A 24,584-nucleotide genomic window follows, 5' to 3' on the forward strand; every position below is an offset into this window, starting at 1 on the left:
GCTTTATAATTTTATGTAATCACCGATTTGTTAACTTAAGGTTGACTGTCCCAGGCGACCTCCATTGCCGCCACCAGACGGCGGATTGTCTCGGCCCGGTGAATCCGGCCGCAATAGCGCACCTTGACCGTGATCCGGTCGGCCTCCCGCGACGCCCCGACCTCAAGGACACAGGTCCGCTCCAGCCGCCCCACCGAGGCGGGGTCCAGCCCCGGAACCCAGGCGAACGGCGCGCCGGCTTCGGGGGGCAGATCGACCCGGCCCATATAGTTGAAGGTGATCTCCTCGACCGGCGCTTTGGCCTCCCCCCCGGCGGCGGCAAGGCGCAACAGACCGTACTCCAGCGCCGCCGCGCCCAGCGTCGCGGGATCGGGATCGGCCCCCGCCTCGGTCAGCAACACGGGATAATTGGCGGTGAACCAGCCGGTGGTGCGGCCGACATCAAGCGGCGCGCCGGGGATCGGCAGGCGTCCATGGCCAGACAGCAAAATCCGGGTCTGACCCAAACGCCCGCACGCCGCCAGGGCGCGGCCCAGCGCGACCAGCAGCCGGGTCTGCACCACGCTGTCGGACCGATCGGAGGCGACGGCGAGATCGACCGAGTCCGTCTCGGTTTCGTCGTAGCGATGCGCCACCATTGGAGCATCGGTCGCCAGCGGGCGAACCGGCGCGGCGTCGATCTTGTCCCAATCGGGCTTGCGGGCGGCGAGATGTTCGCTGCGGCGATAGGTCTCGAGCGCCCGCGCCCAGTCGAGATAGGAGGCGCCGACCGGCGGCAGCACGACCGCCGCTCCCGCGCGGGCCTGACGGTAGCCGATGGCGAGATCGTCGAGCAGAAAGCGCCAGGACAGCGCATCGGTAACCAGATGATGGGCCAGCAGCACCAGGAAATCGCCCTCGTCCAGGCGATAGATGATCGCGGCCAGCAGCGGGCCGGTGGCCAGGTCGAACCCCTCGTGCCGGGTGGCGACATCGGCCAGCAGCGCCCCCCACGGATCGGGATGGCCGCGCAGATCGACCGAGTCGGGACCGGGCGGAACCAGCGGATCGGCGGCGGATTGGGTCACCCGGTCCGGACCGATCCGGAAGCGGAGCCGGAGCGAATCGTGATGACGCCACAGCGCGGCCAGGGTCGGGCGTAGCGCCTCGTCGTCGATCGGCTCGGCCGCTTTCAGCAAGATTGCATGGTTGCAGTGGGCCCGACCCTCGCGGTGATCGGCGAAGAACGTCGCCTGGACCGGCGTCAGCGGCGCCTCGGCCGACGCAGGCGGAACAGCCGCCGCCTCGGGCTGGCGCGGGGTCAGACGGACGGCAATCGCGGCAACACTTTGGCCCCCCAGCAGATCGGCCAGATCGAGCGCATAGCCCTGCTTGGCCAGACGCCCGACCACCCGGATCGCCGTCAGGGAATCGCCGCCCAGCGCCTGGAAGGTGGCATGGCGCCCGATTGTCGCGCCGCCCAGCACCGCGGCGAAGGCCGCCGCTACCGCCTGCTCGGCCGGGGTTACGGGGGGATCGTCGTCGGCGGCGGCGGCGGGGGGCGGGGGCGACGGCAAGGCGGCGCGGTCGAGCTTGCCCGCCAGGGTCAAGGGCAGATCGGGCAGCGTCACCAGCGCCGACGGGATCATATAAGGCGGCAGCGTCGCGGCAAGCTGGCGGCGCACCGCGTCGGGATCGGGCGGCGGGGCGGCGACGACATAGGCGACCAACCGCCCGCCACGCCCCGCGCCCGCATCGGCGACGATCACGGCGGCCTGGACGATCCCCGGCAGTCGGCGCAGCGCCGCCTCGATCTCGCCCAGTTCGACCCGGCGCCCGTTCAGCTTGACCTGACCGTCGCGCCGCCCGCGATAGACGATCTCGCCATCTTCGAGCCACAGGCCGAGATCGCCGGTACGATAGAGCCGCTCCGCCCCGTCGCCGACGAACGCGCTTTGGCTCGGTTCGGCCCCGTTGCGATAGCCCCGCGCCAGCCCCGGACCAGACAGGCAGATCTCGCCCACCGCGCCGATCGGCACCGGACGGGAAAAGCGGTCAAGGATGCGGATCGCGGTATTGGGAATCGGCCGCCCGATCGGGATTCCGGTCGGATAGTCCCGGTCGGCCCGCACCTCGTGAAAGCTGGCGCAGACCGACGCCTCGGTCGGGCCATAGGCGTTGATGAAGCGCAACCGGGCGGCGTAATGGCGGGCCGAAGCGGGATCGACCGCCTCGCCCGCCGAGATCAACAGCCGAAGGCCGGGAAAATCGGCGAAGTCGAGCGCCGACAGCAGCGAGGGCGACAGACCGGCGACGGTGACGCGATGGTCGGCAATCGCGGCCAGCAGCCGGTCGCGGTCGCGCCCCGCCTCGGCCGAGGCCAGCACCAGCGCGGCCCCCGACAGCAGCGCCATGAAGATTTCCGACAGCGAGGCATCGAACGAGCAGGACGAGACCTGCAACACCCGGTCGTCGGGACCGAGACCGAATCCCTCGATCTGGCCCAGGATCATATTGACGAAGCCGCGATGCTCGACCATCACCCCCTTCGGCCGACCGGTCGAGCCCGAGGTGTAGAGGATATAGGCGAGATCGCCCGGGGCCACGGTCGCGGCGGCACCATCGGGCGTGGCGTCCAGTTGGTCGATGACCCGCCCGATCCCCGGTCGCATCGCCTCCAGCCGGGCCTGCCCGGCGGTGTCGGTCAACACGATCCGGCAGTCGGTGTCGCCCAGGATGAAGCCCAACCTCTCGTCGGGCAAAGCGGGGGTCAGCGGAAGATAGGCCCCTCCCGCCTTCAGAATCCCGAGCAGGGCGACGATCCGCCGCCAGCCCCGCCCGGCTAGCACGCCGATGGCCTGCTCCGCCGCGAAACCGGGCAGGCGGCCCAGCGCGGCGGCAAGCCGGTCGCTCTGCGCGTCCAACTCGCGATAGGACATCTCCCCCTGGTCCCAGCGCAAGGCGGGCCGGTCGGGCGTTCGCGCCACCTGCGCTCGCCACAGCGCGACGATCGTCTCGTCGGGCAAAGGCGCGCGCCGGGCTCCGCGCGAAAAGACGGCAAGGTCGGCCAAATCCGCCGCGCCCAACACCTCGATCCGCTCGACCGGCTGCTCGGGATCGGCGGCAAGCGCGTCGATCAGGGTCGCGATCTGCTCGCCCAACCGGCGCATCTGCGCCTCGGAATGGGCCTCTTCATTATAGGCGAAGGCGATCCTGAGCGGCGGGCCGGGCTGGACGATCAGACCGAAATCGTAATTGGCCCGCTCGTCGGCCTCGGCGGACACGACACGAAAGCCCAGCCCGGACTCCGCCTCGGTCGCCACCTGGGGGTAATTCTCGAACACCAGCAGATGGTCGAGCAGAGCATCGGGCAGGCCCGACTGCGCATGAATTTCGGCCAACGGCAGATGGTCGTGAGTCAGACTGTCGAACGCCTGGGCCTGGAGACGGCGCAACAGCGACACGATCCCCTCGCCCGCGCCAAGCGTGACCCGGACCGGGATCGTGTTGATGACGGCCCCGACCATCCGCTCGATCCCATCGACATCGAGCGTCCGCCCCGACACGACGCTGCCGAACACGACGTCGGCGCTGTCGGCGTAGCGACCGAGCAGAATGCCCCACAGCGCCACCAGAACGCTATTCAGCGTCACCCCGGCGCGGGCGGCGAGCCCCTCCAGCACCGCATGCCGCTCGGGCGTCAGGGTGACGAGATACTGGCTCGGCCGATAGGGCGCGCCGGGGCGGCCCGGCCCCAGCCGGGGCAAACCGACCGGGCGGTCGTAGCCCGCCAGCAGTTCGGCCCAGAACCGGCGCGACTCCGCCTCGTCCCGCGCCGCGATCCGGTCGAAATAGGCGCGGGTCGAAGGCGGCGGGGCCAGAACGGGCACCCGCCCCGCGCGACCGGCCGCATAGAGGTCGGCGAACTCGGCCAACAACAGGCTACCCGACCAGCCGTCGAGGATCAGATGGGCGTGGCTCCACACCATCTCGAACCGGCCGCCGCCCAGACGGAACAGCCGGACCCGGGTCAGCGGGCCGAGGCGCGGATCGAACCCGCGCCTGCGGTCCTCGGCGCGGAACGCCTCGATCCGGGCGGCCTGGGTGGCCTCGTCCAGCCCGGACACATCCTCCTCGTCGCAGACGGTCTCGCCCTGCTTCAGCACTAGCCGCAACAGCCGATTGGTGTTCTCGAAATCGAACACCGAGCGCAACGCCTCGTGGCGGGCGATCAGCGCGCTCCACACCTGTCGGCACAAAGCGGGATCGAACGCCGCAATCTCGGACGAGATCCGAAACGAGACCTGACGGAAATAGGGCTGGTCGCCGGGCGACAACAGATCGTGGAACAGCATCCCCTGTTGCAGCGGCAACAGGGGATAGATCGCCTCGACCTCGTCGCGGCTGGGACGGCGGACTGGGGCGGTCCGGTTACTCATCGCCGAACAAATCTTCGAGTTCGCGGTTCGACAGACCGGCCTGATTGATCCCGGCGGCAGCGGCAGGCGCGGCGGGGGAAGCGTCCGGCTCGCCCTCGCCCTCCTCCTCCAGCCGCCGGGCCAGACCGGCAATCGTCGGATCGGTCAGGAAGTCCCGCATCGACAAGGTAAGCCCCTGACGGCGTAACGTCCCGACCACCTGGATCGCCTTGATCGAATCGCCGCCGACCTCGAAAAAGCGGTCAGTCGGAGACAGACCGTCATGGCCGAGAATGTCGCGCCAGACCTGGGCGACCCGGCTTTGCAGGTCGGCCCCTTCGACCAGGATCGCCGCCACCGCCTGGGCCGGGTCGGGCAGCGCCGCCGCATCGACCTTGCCGTTAGGCAGCAGCGGCAGCGAGTCGAGCACGACCCAACTGGCCGGATGGAGGAAGGACGGCAGCTCGGCCTCGACCGCGTGGCGGACCGGATCGACCTCCCCCGCTCCCGCCGCCAGCACGACATAGGCGACCAGATCGGACCCACCCGCCACGCCCGGGCGGACGGCAATGACGGCCTCGCGGACCGCCGGGTGACGGCGGAGGCAGGTTTCGATCTCGCCCGGCTCGACCCGGTGGCCGCGAATCTTGGCCTGGGAATCGATCCGGCCGCGATAGACGATGTTGCCGTCGGGCTGGACCATGCCAAGGTCGCCGGTGCGGTACAAACGCTCGCCCGGACGGAACGGATGGTCGATGAAGGCGCGCGCGGTCAGCTCGGGCTGGCCCAGATAGCCAAGAGCCAGACCGGGACCGCCGATATGGATTTCGCCGCACACCCCGACCGGAGCCAATGCGCCAAAGCGGTCGAGCACGATCACTTCGGTATTGGGCAGCGCGCGGCCGATCGGGATCGACGCGCCGCGGTCGCGCTCGGGATCGACCTGATACCACGTCGCGCACACTGTCGCCTCGGTCGGGCCATAGGCGTTGACGACGCACAGGCGCGACGCCAGTTGCCGGACCTGATCGGGATCGGGCTTCTCTCCCGCCGTGATCAGTACTTGCAGCGAGGCGAGGTCGTCCGGTTCTAGCTGGGCCAGATAGGTCGGCGGCAAGGTCGCCACAGTGACCTGCTGTTGGCGCAGATAGGCGGCGAAGTCGCGGGGATCGCGAATCCGCTCCGGCCCGGCGATCACCAGGCAGGCGCCTTGCATCAGCGCCATCAGCATTTCCCACACCGAGGCGTCGAACGAGGTGGGGGCGAATTGCAGCACGCGGTGGCTGGGCAGGATTCCTAAGCTGTCGCGATGGGCGAGTGCCAGATTGACCGCGCCGCGATGGGTCAGCAGAACGCCTTTGGGTCGCCCGGTCGAGCCCGAGGTATAGATCACATAGGCGACATCGTCGGCCTTGGCCGTCGCCGCCAGCGGCGTGGTCGGGTCGGGCTCGGTCGCCGCCAGCATCCGCAGATCGAATATCGGACCATCGTCGCCGCGATCGACCCCGTCGAGATGCGGAGACTCGCTCAAGATCGCGGCGCAGGCGGCGTCGCGCCGCATGAAATCCAGCCGTGCCCGAGGATAAGAGGGATCGAGCGGAACGGCGGCGGCCCCCAGTTTCAGCGTGGCGAGGAAGCCCACCACCCACGCTTCGGTGCGGTCCAGCAGCAGCCCGACGCGGTCGCCCGGGCCAACCGTCCCGGTCGCGGCCAGGGCGCGGGCCACCGCCTCGACCATCCGGCCCAGGGTCGCGTAATCATAGACGCGATCCTCGATTGCCAGCGCCGGCCGGTCAGGACCGGCTGCGATGGCGGCCTCGAACAAGGTGACCAACGTCGTTTCGGGCGGAATTTCGGGACCGGGAGTCCGCCCGGACAGCATCTGGCGCTCGGCTTCGGGCACCAGCGGCAGCGCGGTCAGATGCCGTGTCGGCTCGGCCAGCGCCTGCGCGCTCAATTCGGCGAACTGGCCGACCAGCCGCTCGATATGGCTGCGGTCGAACAGATCGCTGTCATATTCCAATCCCAGCGTCAGCCCGCCGCCCTCGGTTTCGACGAATTCGAAGGCCAGACTGAATTTGCTGATGCTGCGCTGTTCGTGGAACGCCTCGATGGCCAGACCGCCCAGGGTCAGACTTGGCTGGAGTCCGTCTTGCAACACTACGGCGACATCGAACACCGGGGTCCGGCTGAGATCGCGGGGCAGCCCCAATTCCTCGACCAGCCGGTCGAACGGATAGGCCCGGTGCTCCAGCGCGGCGGCAATCGTCGCCTTGACCCGATCGAACAGGGACTCGAACCCCTCCTCGGCCTCGATCCGGTCGCGCAGCGCCAGGGTGTTGACGTAGAACCCGATCTGGTTGCGCAAATCGTCATGGTCACGGCTGGCGATCGGACTGCCGACGATAATGTCGGTCTGGCCGGTGACGCGGAACAACAGCGCCTTGACCAGGGCCACCACCACCATGAACAGCGTGCCGTGGCGGGCACGGACGAACCCGCGCACCGCCTCGGCCAGCCGGGGATCGAGCGAACGGGTGACCCGACCGCCGACGAAGCGCGGCAGGGCCGGACGGGGCCGGTCGAGCGGCAGGTCGAGCGGGACCAGCGGCCCCGCCAATTGGGTCCGCCAATAATCGAGATCGCGCCGGGCCGCGTCGGTTTCGATCCGGGCATTGTCCCAGGCGGCATAATCCTTGTAATGGATTCTAAGCGGCGACAACGGATCGAGGCCGCCGCCTTCGGTCTCGGCCCGGTACAGCACCAGCAATTCGTCGACCATGATCGCGACCGAAGCCGCGTCGGACACGATATGGTGAATCGCGACGAGCAGGACGTGACGGTCGGCCCCCACCACCAGCACCTGGGCGCGCAGCAACGGCCCGGTCGCCAGATCGAACGGCGTCTCGGCATCCTGCTCGGCCAGCGCCCGCGCCGCCGCCTCGGGATCGGGCTCGCCCCGCAGATCAATCAGGCCAAGTCCGGTATTCGGATCGGCCAGCACCCGCTGGCGCACCGTCTCGGCCTCGTCACCCTCGGCGGCGACGAACACCGTCCGCAGCGCTTCGTGGCGTCGGATCAGCGCGGCGAAGGCCCGCCCGAATGCGGCAACGTCGAACGGACCGTTCAGCAGATAGGCCGCCGATAGGGTATAGGCCGCGCCGCTGGTCCAAAGCTGGTCGAGAATCCACAGCCGCCGCTGGGCGTGCGACACCGGATAATCGGCAGCCTCGGCCACGACGGGAATCGCATCCGGCCCGGCCCCGTCTTTCACCGCCCCCAGCATTTCCGCCAATTGACGGATCGTCGGACGCTGGAAGAACTGGCCGATCGTCAAGGCGCTGGCGAAATCGTGATTGATCCGCGAAATCGCCCGGATCGCCCGCAGCGAATCGCCGCCGATCTCGAAAAAGGGCGAGACGGCACCGACTCGCTTCAACCCCAGGATTTCGGCCCAGATCGCCGCCAGCCGCACCTCGGTCGGGGTGGCGGGCGGCTCGAAACGGATCCGGCCTTCGATCAGATCCTCGGGCTTGGGCAAAGCGCGACGATCGACCTTGCCGTTCAAATTCATCACGAAACTGTCGAGCCGGATCAGATAGCCGGGAATGATCGGCTTGGGCAAAATCTCGCCCAGGCGGCGGCGCAAATCCGAGGCGTCGAGCGGTTTTTTCTCTGTATAATAGCAGGTCAGCGCATTGTCGCCGTCGTCGCGGCGGTGGATCGCGGCGACGGCCTGATCGATCTCGGGCGCCGCCGACAGAACCGCCTGTTCGATCTCGGCCAGTTCGATCCGGATACCGCTGACCTTGACCTGACCGTCGGTGCGGCCGCAGAACTCGATCCCGCCGTCGGGCATCTGCCGCCCCAGATCGCCGGTGCGGTAATAGGCCAGACCGCTGGTATCCTCGCCGGTCGGATCGGAGACGAACCGCTCCGCCGTCAGGGCCGGATCGCCGAAATAGCCCAGGCAGGCGAACGGCGGCCGGATCAGGATTTCCCCGATCGCGCCGACCGGCAGCGGCCGGTTCCCCTTTAGCACCAGAACCCGCGTCCCGGCGATCGGATGGCCGACCGGGATCGCCCGCCCGCCTTCGGCGACCGGGCCGTCGATCCGGTGAAAGAACTTCGCCAGCGTCGTTTCGGTCGGACCATAAAGGTTGAAAAGGGCGACCGCCGGGCCAAGCACGCGCCGCGCCCGCTCGACATCGCCGCCATACAGGCTTTCCCCCGCGAACAGAACCGTCCGCAATGCGGGCAGCGCCGCCACCCCGGTGCCGAGCGGCGCGCGTTCGATCTCCTTGGCCAGCAGGCGGAACAGGGTCGGCACGATGTGGATCAGGCTGACCCGGGAGTCCGCCAGCCACCGCACCAGCCGGGTCGCATCCATCCGGGTATCGGCATCGGGGATGCAGAGTGTGCCGCCGACGCTGAGCGGCAGGAAGATATCGCGCAGGCTGACGTCGAAGGTGGTGCGGGCCAGATTGCTGGTCCGCAGCGAGACATCGGCTCCCACTTCGCGCCGTTCCCAGGCGATGAAATGGTGCAGCCCCTCGTGGCTGGACAGGATCGCCTTGGGCTCGCCGGTCGAACCCGAGGTGAACATCACATAGGCGGCGTCACCCGGAACCGGGCGGCCCGAGCGGTCGGGCACTGGACCGGCGGCCAGCGGAGCCACCGTCTCCAGCGTGCCCTTGACCGGCTTGCCGTGGCGCAGCCCGCCCTCCTTGGTCCAGGCGATCAGGCGGCGCACCCCGCCCGCCGCCTCCAGCCCGGCCAGGACCGCCCGTACCGCCGGGATTTCGGCGTCGGAGGTCACGACCAGACGGGGCGACAGCCGTGACAGCAACTGACGCAGTCTGAGCGGCGGCAGGTCGAGATCGAACGGAACCACGACACCGCCCGCTTTGTGGGTGCCGAGCAGGCTGGCGACGTAATCAATGCCGTTGGCCAGGAACAGCCCGACGGTCTGGCCGGGCTGAAGCCCCTGACGGCGCAGCAGCGCGGCCAGCGCCTCGGCCCGCGCGTCGAGAGCGCGATAGGTGATGGATTGCCCCCCCGCCTCGATCGCGACGGACTCAGGCCCCCGCTCCGCCTGGGCCTCGAACAGATCGAGCACCAGACCGGGCACAGGGCAATCGGCGGCGAGGCTCTGCCGGGCACCCTCGTCACGCTCGTCGGTGCCGCGCAGGTCGAAGGCCGACAGCGGACGCTCGGGCTCGGCCAGCACCGCCGCGACCAGCGCCCGGACATGACCGGCGATCCGCTCGATCTGAACCGGATCGACGACATGGCGGTTGAAGGTGAACATGATCTCGGTCGTGTCGTCCGGCGTCGGCGCGGGATGGACGACGATGCTGAAATCGTAATGCATCTGCTCGAAGGCGCGGACGGTGTCGATCCGCAAATCCCCCGTGGCCGTCCGGGCGGACAGCGGATAATTCTCGAACACCAGGACATGGTCGAACAAGGTCCGGCGCAGTCCGGTCAGACGCTGCATCTCGGCCAGGGGCAGGAAATGATGCGGTTCGCTGGCGACGGCCTGATCCGCAATCGCCCGCGCCAGATCGGCGAAGCCCTGGTCGGAATCGACCGTGACCCGGACGGGAACGGTGCGCAGGAACAGGCCGACGATCCGCTCGATTTCGGGCAGTTCGGGCGGTCGGCCCGATACCACCGTGCCGAAAATCACCTCGGCCCGGTCGTTGTAGGTGGCAAGCAGCGCCGCCCAGATCGCCTGGACCACGCTGTTCAAGGTCACATCAAGACGGGCGGCCAGCGCCACCAGCCCCCGGCTGGTGGCCGGGTCGAGCGTCAGCGGGTGCTCGCCCAGGGCGCGGCCCCGGCTCCGTCCCGCCGGATCGAGGCCGGGAATGGTCGAGGGCGGCGGCGCGTCGGCGAGAACCCGGCTCCAATAGGCCCGCGAGTCGTCCTCGTCGCGACCGGCCAGCCAGTCGATATAGGAGCGGTAGGACGGCACCGGCGGCAAGGACGGCGCGCCGCCATTTCGCAGCGCCCCATAGATTTCCATCAATTCGGGCTGGAGAATCCCCATCGACCAGCCGTCGAGAATGATGTGGTGGTGGCTCCACACCACGTCGAACTCGCCCTCGCCCCGTTGCAGCACGGTGACCCGCATCAGCGGATCGTGGCCCAGGTCGAAGCCTCGGCTGCGGTCGGCCCGCAGGAAGGCGGCGACGGCGGTCTCGAACGCGTCGGCGGTCTGGCCGCGCAGGTCGATATGGTGAAATTCGACGGTGCGGGTCTTCAAGATCGCCTGAAGCGGCCGCCGCCCCGGCAGCGAGACGATCGCGGCGCGCAAGATGTCGTGACGGCGGGCCAGTTCGTCCCAAGCCGCCTGGAAGCAGGTCAGGTCGAGCGGGCCGTGCAGGCGATAGGTGAATTGTTCGAAATAGACCTGCCGGTCGCCCGACATAGCGTGGAACAGCAAGCCTTCCTGCAACGGCGACAGCGCCATCAGCGATTCGATCGGCGAAGCCTCGAGTCCCAGCAGCTCGAACACCGAATCGGCCTCGTCCGCCCCGCCGCCCGGCCCAGCCCCGCCGTCGCTGCCGCCACCGCCCAGCGCGATCAGCGCCCGCAACCGGTCGCGGAAATGCCCGGCCAGCGCGGCGGCGGTCTCGCGCCGATAAAGGCGGTGATTATAGGCTACGGTGACGGTCAGCCTGCCCCCGATCACCATCGCCTCGACGTCGATCGCCTGGGGCCGCTCCAGCCGCTCGCCCAGGGTCGGGCCGACCGGCTCGTCGGCCAAGGCGAACAGCGGATGCGGCTCGCTGTCAAACTGGCCCAGATAATTGAAATTGATCTCGGGCGGCGGTCCGAAGACAAGTCCCCCCCGCTGCGACGGCGGGGTCAGATATTTGAGAATCCCATAGCCGATTCCCTTGCGCGGAATCCGCCGCATCTGCCCGGCGATCCGTCCGACGGCGGCGGCGGGAGTTTCGTCCTCTCCCCCCAGATCGAGCACGACCGGATAGATCGAGGTGAACCAGCCGACGGTGCGGCTGATATCGAGGCCGGGGGCAATCTCCTCGCGGCCATGGCCTTCCATCTGGACCCGGACCCGCTCCAGCCCGAACCGGTCGCGCAACGCCTGGGCCAGCGCGGTCAGCAGCATATCGTTGATCTGGCAGCCCAGCACGCGGGGGAGACCGGTCAGCAGGGTCCGGGTTTCGTCTTGATCGAGCGGCAGGGCGATCTGGCGGAACTCGCCCGCGCCCCGGCGGGGATCGTCGAAATCAAGCGGCAGCGGCGCGACCGGATTCGCCTCGATGTCGGCCCAGACCGGGATCTCGCTCCGCAGGTCGGGACCGACCGCATAGGCGGCCTGGGTCTCGGTCCACTCCAGCACCGAGGCCCCCACCGGGGCCAGCCGGATCGGATCGGATGACAGGGAGTCCGCCTGATCGAAGGCTTCGGCGAAATCCTCCAGCAAAATCCGCCAGGAAAAGCCATCGACGACGAGATGATGGCACAGCAGCAGCACCCGGTCGGATTCGGGCAACTGGTATAGAACGACCCGCAGCAACGGTCCCGCCGACAGGTCGAACCCGCGCTGAAGCGTCTCGGCATGGCGGGCCAGCGCTGCCGCCGGGGCCGGATCGGCGCGCAGATCGACAATCGCGAACGACGGCGCCGAATCGGGCAAAATCGCCTGCTCCACCACCGCGCCCTGGGTCCGCAACACCAGCCGCAAGCCCTCGTGATGGCTCCACAGCGCGGCGACGGCGCGGCCCACCGCCTTGGGCTCCAGCCGCCGCGATGCCCGCAGCAGCACCGCATTGTTGAAATGGGCGCGGTCGTGGGGATGCTCGGCGACGAACCAGCGCTGGATCGCGCTGAGCGGCGCGCTGGCCCCGGGGGCGGATTCAGGGCTCGGCGACGACAAAGCGGCGGGCACGCCCGCCAGCGGGGCCAAAGCGGCCACCGTCTTGGCGGCAAAGATCGCGGCCAGCCCCAAGGTGATCCCGGCCCGATGCAGGCGGCTGACGATCTGCAACGCCTTGATCGAATCGCCCCCCAGCGCGAAGTAATTGTCGTCGATCCCGACCCGGGGCAGGCCCAGCACCTCGGCCCAGACCTGGGCGATCGCGGTTTCGACCGCGTTGCGGGGCGCGCGGTAATCGGACCCGGTCTCCAGCCGGGCCGTTTCCGGCGCGGGCAAGGCGGCGCGGTCGATCTTGCCATTGGCGGTGAGCGGAAAGGTGTCGAGCCGGACAAAGGCCGACGGGATCATGTAATCGGGCAGGCTGAGCGCGAGATGGGCGCGCAGCGCCGACGCGGTCAGATCCTCGGCCCCCAAAACATAGGCGATCAATTCGCGCAGGCCGGGGCGGTCGGCGGCAACGGCGCGGTCGATCACCAGCGCCTTGTCGATGCCGGGATGGGTCAGCAGGGCCTGGACCACTGCCCCGGTTTCGACCCGGTGGCCGCGCACCTGAACCTGGGCATCGTTGCGGCCGAGATAGATCAGCCGCCCGTCGGGGCGCAAGCGCCCCAGATCGCCGGTGCGATACAGGCGTCGGCCCGCCAGCTTCCCCTCGAGGGCGGTAACGAAGCGCTCCGCCGTCAGGTCCGGGCGGTTGAGGTAGCCCGCGCAGACGCCGCTGCCGCCGACATACAATTCGCCGGTCACTCCCAGCGGCTGGGGCGTGAGCGCGTCATCGCAAACATGAACGCTGGTTTCGGGCAACGGCCGCCCGATCGGGCTGATCCCCCCCGGCCCGGCGATATCGGCGGCGCTGAGGCGATCATAGGTGACGTGAACCGTCGTCTCGGTGATGCCATACATGTTGATCAGCGCAATCCGCTCGGGCGGATAAAGCGCGGCCCAGCGGCGCAAATCGGTGGGGTCGAGCCGGTCGCCGCCAAAGATCACCATCCGGAGATGGTCGGCCAAGGGATGGTCGGGCCGGTCCAGTTCGGCGGCAATCAGCCCCTGGAACGCCGCCGGGGTCTGGTTCAGCACGGTGACGCGGTGGCGGCGGATCAGATCGAGCAGGGCTGCGGGATCGCGCATCGTCGCGCGGTCGGCGATCACCACCGCGCCCCCGTTGACCAGCGCGCCATAGATCTCCCACACCGAGAAATCGAAGCTGAACGAATGGGCCGACACCCAGACATCGCTCGGGCCGAAATCGAAATCGTTGCGGTCGTTGCGCAACAGCCGGACGACATTGCGATGGGTGACAAGGCAGCCCTTCGGCCGCCCGGTCGAGCCCGACGTGTAGATCACATAGGCGACGCTGTCGGGCGACGGCCCCGGCCCACGCCCGGCCGCAGAGTCCCCGCCCTCCCCCGCTTCGAGTTGGTCAAGATCAAGCGCCAGCGCCCGGCCCGAGGGCGGCAGCCGCTCGGCCAGAGCCTCCTTGGTGATCACCGCCTTGCTGCCGCTATCGGTGATGATCGTTTCCAGCAGATCGGCGGGATAATCAATGTCGAGCGGGACATAGGCCGCGCCCGCACTCTGGATCGCCAGCAGGCTGACGACGAAATCGACCGAGCGGTCGAGATGTACCCCTACGAAATCGCCCGGCCCGATCCCGTGGCGCGTCCGCAGCCCAGCCGCCAGCCGCTCGACCCGCGCCGCCAGGGTGCGATAGCTGACCGTCTCGCCGCCCGCGATCACCGCCGCATGGTCGGGAGTGGCCGCAACCTGAGTCTGGACCAGATCGACCAGGGTCGCCTCGGCCGGATAGGCGGACTCTCTGTCGTTCCAGGCGGCGACAAAGGCGGTTTCGGTCTCGCCGACGATCTCGAACCGGCCGAGCGGGCGGTCGGGATCGCCCAGGATGCCCGCGATGATCCGCTCGAAATATCCGGCCCAGCGCCCCACCGTGTCGCGCCGGAACAACGCCGTCGCATAGCAGAAGCGCAGCGTCAGAACCTCGTTCTCCTCGATGATGTCGAGGTTGAAATCGAACATCGCGGCGGGCGGGTGAATGTCGCGGCGGGTAAAGGTCAGATCGGTGATCTTAAACGCCCGCTCGCCCGCATTCTCGTAGGACAGCATCGTGTCGAACAAAGCGTTGCGGCCGGGCGGCCGGGTCGTGTTCAACCCCGTCATCCGTTCGAACGGATAATCCTGGTGGTCGTAGACGGAGAGACTGGTCTGGCGCACCGCGTCGAGGAAGCGGGCAAACGGCTGCTCCGCCGTGGGATGGAGGCGGAAGATCACCGTGTTGACGAACATCCCGACCGCAGCGGCGAGATCGGCCTTGCCCCGCCCCGACACCGCGCCCGCGACCAGGATATCCTCTTGCCCGCTGAGGCGATGCAGCAGGGTCTGATAGGCGGCCAGCAGCACGATATAGAGCGAGGTTCCGGTCGCCCGCGAGAGGTCCTTCAGCCGCCGCGTCACCGCCGCATCAAGCGTCAGCACGACATTATCGCCGGCGAAATCGGGCTCGGCCGGACGGGGGAAATCGAGCGGCAGGTCGAGCAGGGGCAGATCGCCCGCCAAGGTCTCGCGCCAGAAGGCTTCGTCGCGCCCCCCCGCTGCTGCCGCCTCGGCCTCGGCCTGAAGCCGCAGGCAATGGCCGAGATCATAGCCGACCGGGGCCAAGGCGGTCCCCTGATAGAGTGCCATCAATTCGGCGGCGATGACGTTGAACGACAGACCATCGACCGCGATGTGATGGGCATCGGCCAGCAGCAGGTGGCGGTGCTGACTGATCGAAACCACCGCGACCCGCAACAGCGGCGCGACGGCCAGATCGAACGGGCGCAGGAAGTCGCGCGCAATCGCTTCGGCCCCCTCGGCATCGGCCTGATACCGCTCGACCGAGAAGCGCGGCTCGGCAATCCGGCTGGTGACCAATTCGCCGTCGATGATCTTGAAGCCGGTGCGCAGGCTTTCGTGACGGGCGATGATGGTTCGGAAACTGTCTTCCAGCCGGTCGATATCGAGCGGCCCGTCGATCCAGAACGATTGCGGCAGATGATAGGGCACTTGCCCGCCCGGACGCTGACTGAGCGCGTACAGGCGGCGCTGGGGCGAAGACGGCAGCCCGAATTGCGGGTTGGGATAGACCTCGAGCGAGAAGGCGAATCCGGCGGCGCGAATCTCGCCGATGCTGGTCTTGATGACGTCGAGCACGCGGGCGACGTCGGCATCGTCATGCGCGACCGAGAAGAAATTGATCCGCCGCTCCCAGGTATAGACCCCGTGCTCGATCATCAGCAGATAGAGCAACTCGATCTCCAGCGGCTGGAAATCGCCGTCGCCCAGCGGCACCAGCCGCCATTGCGATGAAAAATGCTTGGCCCGCAGCGGCACTTTTTCCCGTTCGAACCACAGGTTCAGCGCGTCGCAGAAATCGGTGGTCCGCGCCGTCACCCGCTGTTGCAGGGCCGGGCCTTCCTCCTTCATCACCGTCAGCGCGGCGTGGGTCGTCGCCATCGTTGCCGGGTTGCGGCAGAAGGTGCCGCCGAAATAGATCATCGCCGATTGCGGCCCGGAGCGGTCGCCGTACTGCCACGCGCCGCCGTCGATATAATCAATGAAGCGGGCCTTGCCCGCGATCACCCCGATCGGCATGCCGCCGCCGACGATCTTGCCATAGGCGACGATATCGGCCTCGATTCCGAACCAGGCCTGGGCTCCACCGGGATGAATGCGAAAACCGTTAATCATCTCGTCAAAGATCAGGGCTGTGCCGTGCCGTTCGGTCAGGCGGCGCAGGCGGCTCAGGAACGCCTGGGGTTGCAGGTCGGGATTGCGGCTCTGCACCGGCTCGACCAGCACGGCGGCCAAATTGTCGGCCTCGGCGGCGATGATCTCCAGCGCCTCGGGCGAGCCGTATTCCAGCACCATCACGTCGCGGATCATTCCGGCGGGCGTGCCCAATCCGACCGGGACGATCTCGCCATCCTGATCGAACGCCAGCACTCCGTCGAAGATGCCGTGATAGCCGTTCTTGAAGATCACGATCTTGTCGCGGCCGGTGACGGCGCGGGCCAGCCGGAGCGCGACCATCACCGCCTCGGACCCGGTATTGCCAAAGGCGACCCGCTCGACCCCGGTCAACTCGCGGATCAAGAGCGCCGCCGGACCGGTCAGGGCCGATTGGGTGCCCAGTTCCAGCCCGTGCTCGATCTCGCGGGTCAGGGCGGCATGGATCTGGGCGGGCTTGTGGCCAAAGAAATGGACGCCCATCCCCATCGCGATGTCGATATAGTCGTTGCCGTCGACGTCCCAGAAGCGCGACCCGGCAGACCGGGCCGAGACGATCGGGTATTTCGCCTCCTTCAACTGGCCCCAGAACGACAAGGTGTGCTTCCAGTCGGCCAGCACGGCGCGGGAGTCCTGGGTGATCTCCTTCGACGTCTGGGTCCGGGCGACATGGCGCGACACCAGCGCCGAGACGAACTCCTTCTGCGTCTCCGATAACGGACCGCTGCCCGCCAGATTGATATTGCGGATCTTGGCCACCGCGTTGGCCGAGGGCTTGGCCTTGGCGACCGGCGCAGGAACAGGCGCGGGCGCGGGCGCGGCGGCAACCGGAGCCGCGACCGCAGGAGCGGCGGCAACAGCGGCGGGAAGCCCACCCTGCCCCAGCCAGGCCATCTGCTGACGCGCCAGTTCGGCGACACTGTTCAGATTCTGGGCGGCGACCTGGGACAGAACCTGCATCTGGAACTGCAACATCGGCGCGACCCCGGCCCCATCGGGCGGAAGCGCGATCGCGGGCGCGGGCGGCACCGACGGCGGAACCGGCGCAACCGGGGCCGGAGCCGGGGCAGCCTGAACCAAAGCTGCCGGAGCCGGAGCGGCATGGCGCAGGACATAGGCGGCCAGGTCGTTGACGGTGCCGATGTCCTCGAACAACTGGCTCATCCGCAATTCCAGGCCATAGCGCTGTTCGACCGTCTGGCCCAGTTTCAGCAGCATCAGCGAATCCAGCCCCATATCGGTCAGATGCTGGGTGCGGTCGATCGTCGCGGCGTCGAATCCGCTGATCTCGGCCAGGATCGCGGCCAGTTCGTCGGCGCGTTCGGTCAGGCTCTGCATCGTTTCCGTCCTTGTCGGGGGAACATCGGGCAATTTTGTCTGCTCTGAAATCGGGGCGGCACCCGATCCCGGCCGCAGCGGGGCGACCTCCATCCAGAAGCGCTGGCGCTGGAACGGATAGGTCGGCAGGGCGACCTTGCGCCCGGCAAACGGCGCGTTGATTCCGGCCCAGACCAAGTCGATCCCGGCGCGGTACAGGCTGGCGGCGGCGGTGGCGATGCCGCTCCAGGCCGAACGCCCCTTGCGCAGCGAGGCGACCAGAGGCCCCACCGCCTCGGGATCGAGGCTGGCCCGGGCCAGCGCGGTCAGGATGTCGCCGGGTCCGATTTCCAGAAACGCGGTATAGCCATCGCGGGCGGCGGCACGCACCGCGCCCAGGAACTGGACCGGCTGGCGAATCTGGCGCGACCAGTAATCCGGGGGCATTTTCTGGCGCGGCGGCAAGGCCTCGCCGGTGACGGTCGAATAAAACGGCAGGCGGGCGGGGGCAAAGTCGAGTCCGGCCAACGCCGCCTCGAAGGCGCCGACCATCGGCTCCATCAGCGGCGAGTGGAACGCGTGCGACACCGCCAGCCGCCGCCCGTCGATCCGGTCGCGTGCCAGCCGCTCCAGCGCCTGGGTCACCGCCGCCTCGCTGCCCGAAATCGTCACCGCACCGGGTTGGTTGATCGCGGCCAGCGTCACCTCGCGGGTGTGGTCGATCACCGCCGGAACGACGATCTCGGCCGGGGCGAACACCGCCGCCATCGCGCCGCCCTGCGGCAGGGCCTGCATCAGGCGGCCGCGCTCCGCCACCAGCCGAATCCCGGTTTCCGGCGTCATGATCCCGGCGGCGCAGGCGGCGGCGAATTCGCCAACGCTGTGACCGATCACGGCCGCCGGGGTGATCCCCCACGCCGCCCACAGCGCAGTCAGCGCGTATTGGACCGCGAACAAAGCCGGTTGGGCCAGTTCGGTGCGGCGCAATTCCTCTGCGCTGGCCCCGTCGCCATACAGACGCTCGACCAGCGGCGGGCCGTAGTCCGGCCCCAGCGCGGCGGCGCAGCGGTCGAACGCCTCGCGGAACACCGGATAGCGGCGGTAGAGATCGCGCCCCATCGCCACATCGTGCGAACCCTGGCCGCTGAACAGAAAGACGATCCCCTTGCCCGCCCCCGGTCCGGTCGCCTCGGGGGTCGAGCGCTCCGCCAGCCCGGCCCGCAGCGCCGCAACGGTTCCCCCGACAATCGCGTCACGATAGCGCAGCGAGGGGCGGCAGGCGGCGGTGTGGCAGAGATCGGCCAGATCGGTATCGGCACGGCTCGCCAACAGCGCATCGAACCGGGCGCGCACCGCCTTCAATCCCTCGGGCGAGGCGGCCGACAGCGGCAGGATATGAACCGGATCGGCAACCGGCTCCGGCGCGGCTTCGGGGGCAAGCGGCGACGGCGGCGCGGTGACGATCAGATGAGCGTTGGTGCCGCTCAGTCCGAACGAACTGAGCCCGGCGACCCGCACCCGGCCTTGATCCGGCCATGGTGTCGGCGCGGCGACGACCTCAACATTGCCCGCCGCCCAATCAATATGCGGGCTGGGATCAGTGAAATGCAGGCTGGCGGGAATCGTCCGGTGGCCAAGCGACAGGATCAGCTTGATCAGTCCGGCGATCCCGGCGGCGGCCTCGGTATGGCCGATATTGGTCTTGACCGAACCCAGCAGCAGCGGACGGCCGGGCGGGCGCTGGCCAAACACCTGCTGAAGCGCGTTGACCTCGATCGGATCGCCGAGCGCGGTGCCGGTCCCGTGAGCCTCGATATAATCGACCGCATCGGGTGCCAGTCCGGCATCGGTCAGTGCGGCCCGGATCACCGCCTGCTGGGCCAGACCGTTCGGCGCGGTCAGGCCGTTGCTGCGGCCATCGTGATTGACGGCGGACCCGGCCAGCACGGCTAGGACGCGGTCGCCGTCGCGCTCGGCGTCGGCCAGCCGCTTCAACACCAGCAGCCCGCCGCCCTCGCCCCGGCCATAGCCGTTGGCGGCGGCGTCAAAGGCGCGGCTGCGTCCATCCGCCGCCAGTGCCTTGACCTTGCACAACGCGATCATGCTGTCGGGCGACAGCATCAGGCTGATCCCACCGGCCAGGGCCAGATCGACCTCGCCCCGGCGCAGGCTCTGGATCGCCAGATGCAGCGCGACCAGCGAGGACGAGCAGGCGGTGTCGATGGTCAGGCACGGGCCATGAAAATCGTGGAAATAAGACAACCGCCCCGCGGCGGTGCTGAACATCACTCCGCTGCCGGAATAAGCGGTGATCCGCTCCGGATCGCCGGAATGGACGTGGGCCTGGATGTAATCGTAATTCGACAGGCCGACAAACAGCCCGGCGCGCAAGGCGGCCAGACGGGTCCGCTCGATCGCGGCATCGTCCAGCGCCTCCCACCCCAGTTCGAGCAACAGCCGTTGCTGCGGGTCCATCGCCAGGGCCTCGCGCGGGGTGATGCCGAAAAAGGCGGGATCGAATCCGGCGACATCGCCGATAAAGCCACCGTTACGGGCATACATCTTGCCCGGCGCCTCGGGATCGGGATCGTAGAAGCGGGCGACATCCCAGCGGTCGGGGGGAATCTCGCCGACCGCGTCGCCGCCCTGGGCCAGCAACGACCAGAATTGCTCGGGATCGGCACCGCCGGGGAAACGGCACCCCATCCCGACCACCGCGATCGCCGCCGGATGTTTCAGCGACTGATTTTCCGCCAGCAATTCGGCGATCTTGGCCGAGGCTTTCTTCAACGCCTCGACATAAGGCTGACCGGCTGCGTCACTCATGATCCGACGCCCCCGTTTGGGACCGATGCGGTCGATTGAACGTCCCGAGCATAACTCCCCCACGCCATGAGGCGGCACCTTTTCATACAACTGGAGAAAGTCTTAAGATCGAGTTCTCCCGATGACCTCCGTCGTGGTGAAAACGGTCTCCGGCTCAAACGATCGGTCCGGACCGTGTTCATTCAGGATCATAACCTCCACCCAACTCCAAGTCATCAGTTGAAAACTATGACAAAACGGCAACCTAAGATTGCCAATTTGTCTAGGCTTTCCTCCCTGATACGAGAGATTGGCGGCACGCGGGGACGAGGCGTCCCGGCCGGGATACGTGACCCTTGTACCCAGAACAAAAAGAGATCACTCTTGATGCGCCCGTCATTTTCACAGGACCGTCCCCCCATGGCCCAGGAAACCCTGTTCATCTGCCAGCCCTACGTGTTCGGCAAGAAAGGGGCGCTGAAACCCCAACCTCCGATTGCTTTCACGAGCGAAGCGCAGGCGTCCTTGCGCGCCCACCGCATCATGAACGGCGGCAGCGTCGCCGGAATCGATGTCGTCCGCCAAACCGCCGATCCGGACATGGGCGATTACGACGAGCCGGTTTTCCTTGAACGATTGGGCACGGTGCCACAAAGCGAAACCTGAGGACGGACGACACCGAACCGTCACACCACATGGCGTGCCATCCGGACTAATTTCGAGTGGGGAAAATCCGCCATCATTCGACACCGGAGGGAGATATGGAGGCGAAGACCGTCCAAAGGATGCGCCTGCCGGTTCTGATCGGACTTTTCCTGGTGTCCGACGCGGTCCTGGCTCCCCCAGCGGCGCGAGCGGAAGACACCTGCGTCGAGGTCGAGATCGGGGGAGAGAAGACCCCGAATTTGAGCTGCCTTAACCAAAGCCTTCGCCGCAAGGCCGCCGAGGTCCGCCCCCTCGACACAGCCCCGCCGCTTGATGCCGCCTCGCCGTCGGTCAAGACCGGCGGGTTCAACCTGCCCGCGTTGAAGCAGCAATACGGCCCCAATTTCGGCAAATCGGCGCAACCGTACCGCCCCACCCAGACCTATCCGTCCCCGACCAGCGGAAAATAGCCTGTGGTCCGATCCCGGTTCTTCGCCATCGCGGCGGCGTGCCTCGTTTCCGCATCGGCGCTGGCCGAACCGCAGGTCGGGGAACGGTACGCCTTTGACCTGCCCGCCCAACCGTTGGATACCGCGCTGGCGGTCTTTTGCGAGGTGACCGGCAGTCAGGTTCTCTACGAGAGCGCACACACGGCGGGACGACGCACCGCACCGCTCCGGGGTTCCTTCACACGCGAGGAGGCGTTACGGCAATTGCTTGACGGGACCGGTCTGGCCGCCCGGGGAACGGTGTCCGAGGCGTTCACCCTGGTCCCGGGCGAGCCCCCCCCGTCCCAGCCCTCCGACCACCGCGCCCCCCCGGCCCTGCCGCTCGATCTGCCCCGGATGTGGCGACCCTTCGCCGCTTTTCTCGGTGCCGCCCAAGCCGACATCGTCGCCGCCCTGTGCGAGGCGGCCCTGTTGTCTCCCGGCATGGGCACCCTGTCGGTTCGCTTCAGAATCGCCCCCTCCGGAGACATCGCCCCGGTCCGTCTCCTCCATTCCTCGGGAAACCGCCTCTGGGATGACGCGGTCGTCGCTGCGCTGAACCGGGTGACCCTCGGCCCCCCGCCCCGGGATTTGCCCCAGCCGATCACGCTCAGCATTGGCGGCGGCAGTGACGGCGAGGCTGTCTGCCCGTCCGCCACGCTTCGCCGCGACTGATCCATCACCCTACGAGATGGGTGGATGACGTTTTTCTATCAATGGCAATGCGCCCTACCGATGCCTCGCTTTTTTCGCTAGGGTGCGGTGGTGCGGCGGACATCGGCATCCGCTGGCCCTGACCTTCCGCCACAGATGAATTGGCCCGCGTCATGACCGAAATCACTTGGGCAGGGTTGCGGCAACACCTCGTCGATCGCTACGACGAACTGCGGCACCACCTTACCCGCCGTCTGGGGTCGGACGATCTGGCGCGCGAGACGCTGCACGAAACCTATCTGAGGCTCAATCGCAGCGATACGCCCGGCACGGTCGAAAGTCCGGGGGCCTATCTGTTCCGGACCGCCCTCAACATCGCCATCGACACCCAGCGCAAGGAAAACCGGCGGATTCGCCGTTCCGAAGTCCGCACCATTCTGGAGGTGGCCGACGAATCCCCGCTTCAGGACCGACAGGTCGAAGCCAACTTGGACGTGGAACGATTGCAGAAAGTGATCAAGGAACTGCCCTGGCGTCGCCGGGCCATCCTGATCGCGGCGCGGATGAAGGAGACCCCCCACCAGGAAATCGCCGAGCGTTTTGGCATTTCGAAACGGATGGTGCAGTTCGAATTGAAAGCCGCGATGGAGTTCTGCCGCGAGCGGCTTGAAAATATTTGAAACAAGCGTTTCGCTTTGTCCCGGTTAAAAACGTCTTTAAGGTAGCCCCGATGGGTGAACAGTGTCCGGATGCGACTCTTTTGACCATGACCGATAGCGATGTGAACATGATGGGTTCAAATCAGCTTCAACGCGAAGCGACCGACTGGCTCATTTTGCTGACCTCTGGCGAGGCAACCCGGACCAACCTGCTCGCTCTGCAATCCTGGTGCCGACAAAGCCCCTCCCACGCCGAAGCCTTCGCCTCGGCCAGCCGGTTGTGGCGGGCGCTCGGCCCGGCCCTTGACGCCGCGTCCCGAAGCGAAGAGCGGATGGCGAGACACGCCTTGCCCCGGACCGAGTCCCGTCCGATCGGGCGCCGCGCCGCGCTGGGCGGATTGCTGGCCGCCGGTGGAGCCGGATTGTATGTGCTGGCGAACCCGCCGCTGGGCCTGTGGCCGTCCCTGTCCGATCTGGCGGCGGATTATCACACCGGAATCGGTGAGCAGCGGCAGATCTCCCTTCGCGACGGTGTATCGGTCGAGTTGAACACCGCAAGCAGCCTGAACCTCGCGGAATCGGGCGGGGTGGAGCGGATGGAACTGATCTCCGGCGAGGCGGCGGTGGCGGTCGGGGCCAACGCTCTCGGCCCGCTGGTGATCGCCGCCGCCGGAGGAGAAAGCTCGGCCCGGATGGCCAATTTCAACCTGCGCCATTACGGCTCCACCGTTTGCGTCTCCTGCCTGAGCGGACAGGTCGAGGTCGCCTATCGCGGCCGCACGCTAACCTTGGCCGAGCGCCAGCAGGCCACCTATGGCGAGGGGGAACTGACCCCGGCCCAGCCGGTCGATCCCGCCGCGGTAACGGCGTGGCGCGAGCGGGTGCTGATCTTCAGGAACGAGCGGCTTGACCGCGTCATCGCCGAGGTCAACCGCTATCGCCGGGGCCGGATCATCCTGGTTAATCCCGCTCTGGCCGAACGTCAGGTTACCGCCCGCTTCAAACTCGACCGCCTCGACGACGTCGTCACTCAGGTCCGCGACGTGTTCGGAGCCCAGGCTCGCCAGCTTCCCGGCAATACGATTGTGCTGAGCTGAGTACCGCCACCCGTTGGCGACATCTCTGCCTTTCCCGTTCCGTCCGCTAGATCGACGCGCCCTTTTGCGGGCGCGGCAATCTCTGCGTGCCCGGCGAAAGGAGATTCAATCTCTGCAAGTCAATACAAAGGTTATATGGGTCATACCATTTAAATAAATACAGACATACAGATTTACGCAATAGTCATAAGTATCTAATGCCAAGTATTAGAATCATTTTCTATTAAACAATTAAGACAGAGCTTCGCCTTCCCCTCCCCCCCATCGTCTTAACAATCGACACAGGCCCGCTCCAAGCAAAAGGGAGCGCGGCTCTTGTGTCTTTGTGTGCATCCGCTGGCTTTGGCTGGCTGGAGATGGGGGAGTCATGAAGGTGCGTGTGGTGAGCCGTCGCGGCGTCGGCCTCGTGCTGACGGTAACCTTGATCAATCTGCATTCCGCCGCCTTGGCCGCGCTCGATCCCACCGTCGCGCCCGAGAGCGAAGAACGGCGCGTCGAGATTCTGGAATACCGGATCGAGGGGGCGAATCTGCTCAGCCAGTCCGAGGTCGAGGCGGCGGTCTATCCGTTCCTTGGGCCGGACAAGAACCTGAAGGATGTCGAGGACGCCCGCGCGGCGCTGGAAAAGGCTTACACCGCCAAAGGCTTTCAGACCGTCGGGGTCGAGATTCCGCCGCAGCAGGTCAAGGGCGGAATCGTCACGCTGAAAGTGGTCGAGGGCAAGATCGGGCGATTGCGGGTCAAGGGCTCGCGCTATTTCGATTTGGACGAGATCAAGGACGCGGCCCCGTCGTTGAAGGAAGGAACGGTTCCGAATTTCGACG

Annotated in this window: 8 protein-coding genes; 6 read left to right on the top strand and 2 right to left on the bottom strand. The window is 67.5% G+C overall.

The window, feature by feature from the left end; all coding sequences use genetic code 11:
- Window positions 1-35: 35 nt before the first annotated feature.
- Window positions 36-4,418: a non-ribosomal peptide synthetase gene (locus BLW40_RS15635; protein WP_074770229.1), complete on the bottom strand. Its 4,383-nt coding sequence runs from the start codon at window positions 4,416-4,418 to the stop codon at window positions 36-38.
- Window positions 4,411-20,238, bottom strand: coding sequence for a type I polyketide synthase (locus tag BLW40_RS15640; protein ID WP_074770231.1), 15,828 nt, complete (start codon window positions 20,236-20,238; stop codon window positions 4,411-4,413). The genes BLW40_RS15635 and BLW40_RS15640 overlap by 8 nt, the downstream gene beginning before the upstream one ends.
- A 399-nt stretch (window positions 20,239-20,637) precedes the next feature.
- Here BLW40_RS15640 and BLW40_RS15645 point away from each other — a divergent pair, with 399 nt between their 5' ends.
- From BLW40_RS15645 to BLW40_RS15670, 6 genes are all read left to right on the top strand, one after another.
- On the top strand, window positions 20,638-20,883 hold the full coding sequence (locus BLW40_RS15645; RefSeq protein ID WP_074770233.1) for a hypothetical protein: 246 nt from the start codon (window positions 20,638-20,640) through the stop codon (window positions 20,881-20,883).
- 95 nt (window positions 20,884-20,978) lie between these two features.
- Entirely contained in the window at window positions 20,979-21,332 is a 354-nt protein-coding gene (locus BLW40_RS17825; protein ID WP_211656788.1) for a hypothetical protein, read from the top strand.
- Between the two features lie 3 nt (window positions 21,333-21,335).
- The gene (locus tag BLW40_RS15655) at window positions 21,336-22,025 is read left to right on the top strand and encodes a TonB family protein (protein ID WP_074770235.1); all 690 of its coding nucleotides are present in this window, start codon (window positions 21,336-21,338) and stop codon (window positions 22,023-22,025) included.
- A 152-nt stretch (window positions 22,026-22,177) separates the two neighbouring features.
- Window positions 22,178-22,684, top strand: a complete 507-nt coding sequence (locus BLW40_RS15660; RefSeq protein WP_074770237.1) for an RNA polymerase sigma factor — start codon at window positions 22,178-22,180, stop codon at window positions 22,682-22,684.
- Window positions 22,685-22,791: 107 nt separating this feature from the next.
- A complete protein-coding gene (locus tag BLW40_RS15665) occupies window positions 22,792-23,760 on the top strand; it encodes a FecR family protein (protein ID WP_170834598.1) in 969 nt (322 codons plus the stop codon).
- 367 nt (window positions 23,761-24,127) lie between these two features.
- Window positions 24,128-24,584: POTRA domain-containing protein (locus BLW40_RS15670; protein ID WP_139305629.1), on the top strand; the 457-nt coding region annotated here is incomplete at its 3' end.

This window comes from Magnetospirillum fulvum, assembly GCF_900108475.1.
Classification (GTDB): domain Bacteria; phylum Pseudomonadota; class Alphaproteobacteria; order Rhodospirillales; family Magnetospirillaceae; genus Phaeospirillum; species Phaeospirillum fulvum_A.